Origin of the sequence: Curtobacterium sp. MCPF17_046 (genome assembly GCF_003224295.1) — a bacterium.
Taxonomy (GTDB): Bacteria; Actinomycetota; Actinomycetes; order Actinomycetales; family Microbacteriaceae; genus Curtobacterium.
The window spans coordinates 1-4,111 of sequence record NZ_QKLB01000029.1 but is presented as its reverse complement, the minus strand read 5'-3'; the positions used below and the strand labels follow the sequence as shown (position 1 = coordinate 4,111).

Sequence of the window (4,111 nt, the reverse complement as noted above, 5' to 3'; positions counted from 1 at the left end):
CCTCGATCCCGTGCGCGACGGACCAGCGGGCGAGGTCCTCGGCGTCCGTCCGTGTGAACACCTCCCCGGTGTCGTTGCGGCCGATCATCGGGGTGATGCCGATCGCCGACAGCCGCTCCTGGGCCGTCCACCCGGCGTACCTGGGCACCGAGGCGAGCTGCGCGGCGGTCGACGTCGCAGCGTCCTGCGCCGCCGTCGCCATGCGCTGCGGACCGGTGCCGTAGTCCATCGCCATGACGTTCACCGCCGCGATCCGGACGCCCGCAGCCGACAGCTCGGCGACCGCGGCGAGGCCCTCGCGGGTGAGTCCGGTCGGCATCACGGGGAGGGTCAGCGACACCTCGAGACTGCGGCCCTTCGCCGCCTGGGCCCGGACGACACCGGCGACCGCCACGGCGCGACGCTCGTTCGCAGCCGTGTCGGACAGCGCAGCGCCCTCGATGTCCAGGTCGATGCGGTCGACGCCGAACCGGTCGACCACCTGCTGGTAGGCCGCCTGCAGCTCCGCCGGGTCCGTGCACCGCAGCGCGAGCTCCTCGTTGACCGCGCCGCCGAACGACACGACCACCCGACCGCCGGTCTGCTGGAACGCGGCGATGTTCCCCGCGAAGTCCTGCGGGCCGCCGATCCGGTAGGCGTCGAAGCCGGCCCATGCGGGTGTGCAGGGGCTGCCGCCGTCGTCCGAGACGATGAAGGCGAGCGTGAACGCGCGGACGCCGGTCGCGGCCGCGGAGCTCCGGAGATCGGCGGTCGGCCAGAGGCCCATGTCGACGTACGGTGCGACCAGCGTGTCACCGACGTGCGGCGCGGGGAGCGGCACGGGAGCCGGCGCCACCGGGGTCGGGACCGGGACCTGCGTCGGGGACGGTGCCGGTGCGGTCGGGCTCGGTGTCGGTGTCGGTGTCGGTGTCAGGGTCGGTGTCGGGGTCGGCGCGGACCCGGGCCCTGAAGTCGGGTCGGACTCGCTCTCGACCGTGCAGGCGACGTCCCGGCCCGCGGGGAGTCCCACGATGCTGCAGCCCGTCGGCACCCGGCCCCCGCCGGGGGTCGAGATCGAGGTCAACCCGAAGGACGTCGCGGCGCTCGGGTCGAGGCCCCTGGCCCAGGCCGGAGCGGTCGCGGTGAAGCCGTCGCTCGTGGTCGTCGCGGTGGCGTCCCAGATCTCGGCGACGCGCGCGGCGTACACGAACCGCACCTGCCAGGGGTCGAGGCGGACGGACGACCGGTTCGTGACGGTCACCGAGGACTGGGAGCCGGACGGCCACGCGTTGACGGTGCGCCAGCCGATGACGACGGAGCCGTCCGTGCCCCCGGCGGGCGGTCCCGCGGTCGGCGCCGGAGTCGTCGAGGGCGTCGGGACCGGTGCCGCCGTCGGCACCGGGGTCGGGCCTCCCGTGCCGGGTGTCGCGGGACCGCCGTTCACCGAGCAGGGCACCGACGCCCCGACGACGGTGCACGCCGTGGGGACGCGCTTCGCACCGGACACCTTGCGCGAGTCGACCCGGAACGTCGCCCGACCACCCGCGGCGAGGTCGACGCGTCGGGTGGGACCGGCGACGGTGAACGACCGGCTCGTGCTCGCGACCTTGCGGGCGTCGCGGATCACCACGGCCTTCGACTCGTACGACAGCAGGACACGCCACCCGCGCAGCTTCGTGGAGCCGCCGTTCGCGACCGTGACCGCGGAGCGGAAGCCGGTACGCCAGCTCGACGTGTTCTCCCACGTGACGTCCACCCGGGCGGCGGTGCCGGCGGCAGCCGACGTCACACCGGGCACGGCGACGACCGCCGTGCTCACCACCGCGAGGAGGAGCGCTGCGGGCAGCACCTTCCGGAACCCTGAGCGCAGACGCATCGCGGTCGCCTTCCGTCGGAGCGTGTCGGTCCCCCTGCGGGCCGACGTCCTCACCCGGGGGTATCGGCGGCTCGTCGCGGCTCGTCAGTGTCGGGGACGGTCCTCCACCGGAACCGGGGTGTCAGAGCGACTCGAGCACGTCGAGCGCCCGCTGCACCCCGTGCTCCCGCCGCATGATCCGGCCCACGTCGGTCGCACGCTCCCGGCGGGACGAGGCGTCGCGCATCGCCGGCACGAGGGTGCTCGCGGACAGGCGGCGCAGTGGGATCGGAGCGGCGGCCATCCCCTGTCGATGCAGCTGGGCAGCCCAGAACGGCTGGTCGGCGGTGACGGGGACGACGACGGCGGGGACGCCAGCTCGGGCGACGGCGTGCGAGGTGCCCGCTCCGCCGTGGTGCACGGCGAGCGACGCGCCCGGCAGCACGGCGTCGAACGGTGCCGACCGCACCGCCAGCACGTCCGGGCCGTGGCACTCGGGAGGCAGCGCCAGTCCACCCCACCCGGTGACGAGCAGCACCCGCAGCCCGTGGGCGCGGGCCGCCGAGACGACCGCGCCTCCCCGAGCAGCCGCATCCCCCCTCGCCATCGAGCCGAACGAGGCGACGACGTAGGGGCCGCCCGCCAGGAAGTCGCTGACGACGCGGTCCGGGCTCGCGGTCCCGACCTCGTCGTACCAGGCCCCCGTCTGGTGCACCCGTTCCGGCCAGTCGTCGGGCCGCGGCAGCAACTCCGGGCTCACGGCCATGAGGGTCGCGCGTGACGGCGACCGTCGGGCGGGACGACGACCGTCCGGCAGCTCGGCAGCGGCGCGCGCCACGTCGGCGTCGAAGAACCGTGCGACGGTGCGCGGTACGGCGTAGGTGGACCGGTTGTGAGCGCCGAGGTCGCGCGTGGCCGTCGGTCCACCGGCGGCGGGGAAGCGCTCACTCGGGGTCGCCACCGGCGCGAACTCCACCAGCACGCGGGGCACGGCGAGCGAGTCCGCCACCATCGGCGCGCTGAGGACGAGCGGGTGGTGCACCACCACGTCGGGGCCGAACGCGACCGTCTCCCGCACCGCGGCCGCGAACATCCGACGCATCGCGGGCCGCACCTCCGCACGCAGGTGGTGCGCGAGAGCCCAGGGCGTCCGACCAGCCGGGCGGAGCACCCGCTGCACGTCCAGGCCGAGGGCCACGGTCTCCACCCCCTCGGGCGCGGGCGCGTCGTCGGGCAGGGCGAGCCGGACCTCGTGACCGCGGGACGTGGCGAGTCGCGCCAGGGCTGCGAACGGCTCCACGTCGCCCCGGGTGCCGGCGGTCAGCAGCATCATGCGCATCCACCCAGTCTGGCCGGGACGCCGCTGACCGAGGTCGAGGCGGGCCGGGTACGCTCGGTCCCGTGACTGACGGCAGTGAGCGGGTGTCGCACACAGCACCGTCGGAGATCGGCGTGGCCGTGCGCCGACTGGTCCACATCTCGCGCCCGGTGCTCTGGATCAACACCATCGGCTCCGGGCTCGTCGCCGTGTGGCTCACCGGTGCGCTGTTCGACGTGCGGGCACTACCGGTCATCCTGTGGCTCACCCTGCCGTTCAACCTGCTCATCTACGGCGTCAACGACATCTACGACCAGGACACGGACGCGGCCAACCCCCGCAAGGGCTCCATCGAGGGTGCCAGGATCCGACAGTCCGAGGTGCGGCTCATCGCCTGGGCGGTCGCGGTCGTCAACGTCCCGTTCCTCGTCGGCTTCCTCCTGACGCTGCCGCTCCTCGCGAACGCGGCGATCCTGCTCTACGTCGGCGTGTTCGTCTTCTACTCGGCGCCGCCGCTGCGCTTCAAGGCGCGGCCGTTCCTCGACTCGCTGAGCAACGCCGCCTACGCACTGCCACTGGTCATCGTGCCCGCGGCCCTCGCGGTGACGCCGGTCTGGCCCGCGGCCATCGGTCTGATGGCCTGGAGCGTGGCGAAGCACGCCTTCGATGCGGTCCAGGACATCGTCGAGGACCGTGACGCGGGCATCGCCACCACCGCAGTGCGGCTCGGTGCGCGCGGGACGGCTCTCTGGAGCGGGGCCTGGTGGATCGTCTCGACGGCGCTGTTCGCCGTGGTGAGCATGCCGGTGGCCGCCGTCAACCTCCTGATCGCCGGCATCCTCGTGGTGCGCCTGTTCCGGGACCCGACACCGGAGACCGGGCACCGCCTCTACCGTCTGTCGGTCGCCTTCCCGTACATCGCCGGGTCGTTCGCCGGCGTACTGCTCATGGTCTGGATC

At 74.0% G+C, this 4,111-nt stretch carries 3 protein-coding genes; 1 reads left to right on the top strand and 2 read right to left on the bottom strand.

The genetic code is table 11. The features are described from left to right. Positions 1–1,855, bottom strand: a 1,855-nt coding sequence (locus DEJ32_RS15900; protein ID WP_110901992.1) for a cellulose binding domain-containing protein, incomplete at its 3' end; no start/stop codon positions are given. 121 nt (positions 1,856–1,976) lie between these two features. Beyond that, entirely contained in the window at positions 1,977–3,173 is a 1,197-nt protein-coding gene (locus DEJ32_RS15895; protein ID WP_110901991.1) for a glycosyltransferase, read from the bottom strand. Between the two features lie 62 nt (positions 3,174–3,235). Here DEJ32_RS15895 and DEJ32_RS15890 point away from each other — a divergent pair. Next, the coding region (locus DEJ32_RS15890; RefSeq protein WP_110901990.1) for a UbiA family prenyltransferase at positions 3,236–4,111 on the top strand (876 nt) is incomplete at its 3' end.